Origin of the sequence: Pseudoalteromonas sp. 20-92 (assembly GCF_030847595.1) — a bacterium.
Classification (GTDB): Bacteria; Pseudomonadota; Gammaproteobacteria; order Enterobacterales; family Alteromonadaceae; genus Pseudoalteromonas; species Pseudoalteromonas fuliginea.
On record NZ_JANJGQ010000064.1, the window covers coordinates 1 to 1096 of the forward strand.

Below are 1096 nucleotides of genomic sequence, written 5' to 3' on the forward strand. Positions count from 1 at the left end.
GCCTAGATTCAAATTGTAAGTGCATAACTTGTTTTGACTAGATTAAGTGGTCAGTTGCTCATAAGCTAACTGCTTTTTCTCCGGCAAGAGATTTTACAATGAGACATTACAAACAACTGACCTATGAGCAAAGATGCCAGATCGCTGTTCTAAAGAAAAGCGGTTTTACGCAACAAAGTATTGCTGAGCTAACTAATTTATCGCAATCTACGATTTCAAGAGAGCTTTCTAGAAATACAGGCAAGCGAGGTTACAGATACAAACAAGCTCATGAGCGGGCTTTGTCTCGCCGAAGAAGTGCAAGAAAACCACTTAAGATGACACTTGAAATGATGGCTTTAATTACCCAGAAGCTTAATGAGAAGTGGAGTCCTGAACAAATAACGGGATGGTTGCGCAAGGAAAATAAACAATCTGTCAGTCATGAATGCATTTATCTATATATCTGGGAAAATAAAAAAGCAGGTGGTGAGTTATACCTACATCTACGCCGACACGGTAAGAAATATCACAAGCGCAGTCATGGTAAGACAAACCGAGGACAAATAAAAAATCGCGTTAGCATTGAAGAACGTCCACAAATAGTTGATGAGAAAGGCCGTATCGGAGATTGGGAAATAGATACCGTCATAGGTAAAGGCCATCGAGGCGCCCTTGTTACCATTGTAGAGCGGGTCACCCAATTCACTGTATCAACTCAGGTGGCAGGAAAAACAGCACAAGCCGTCACTGCGGCGACGATAGAACTATTAAGGCCATATAGGTCAGCGCTTCATACCATCACGGCTGACAATGGAAAAGAGTTCGCTTATCATGAGCAAATCACAAAGGCATTAAGTGTACCTGTTTATTTTGCTCACCCTTATCACTCATGGGAGCGCGGATTGAATGAAAACACGAATGGATTACTACGCCAGTATTGGCCGAAGAGCACAGATTTTAAGGCGGTAACACCAGCGCAAGTTATACCAGTACTTGAGCAACTTAATAATCGTCCGAGAAAGACACTTGGATTTGAAACGCCTGCAAAATTGATGCAGGATCACTTGGCGGCTAAAGCCGCCTAAACGTTATGCACTTCAGATTTGAATCCGCG

Annotated in this window: 1 protein-coding gene; it reads left to right on the top strand. The window is 42.5% G+C overall.

The window, feature by feature from the left end; genetic code table 11:
* Positions 1 to 98: 98 nt before the first annotated feature.
* Entirely contained in the window at positions 99 to 1067 is a 969-nt protein-coding gene (locus NRL14_RS20755) for an IS30 family transposase (RefSeq protein WP_306725513.1), read from the top strand.
* Positions 1068 to 1096 lie beyond the last annotated feature (29 nt).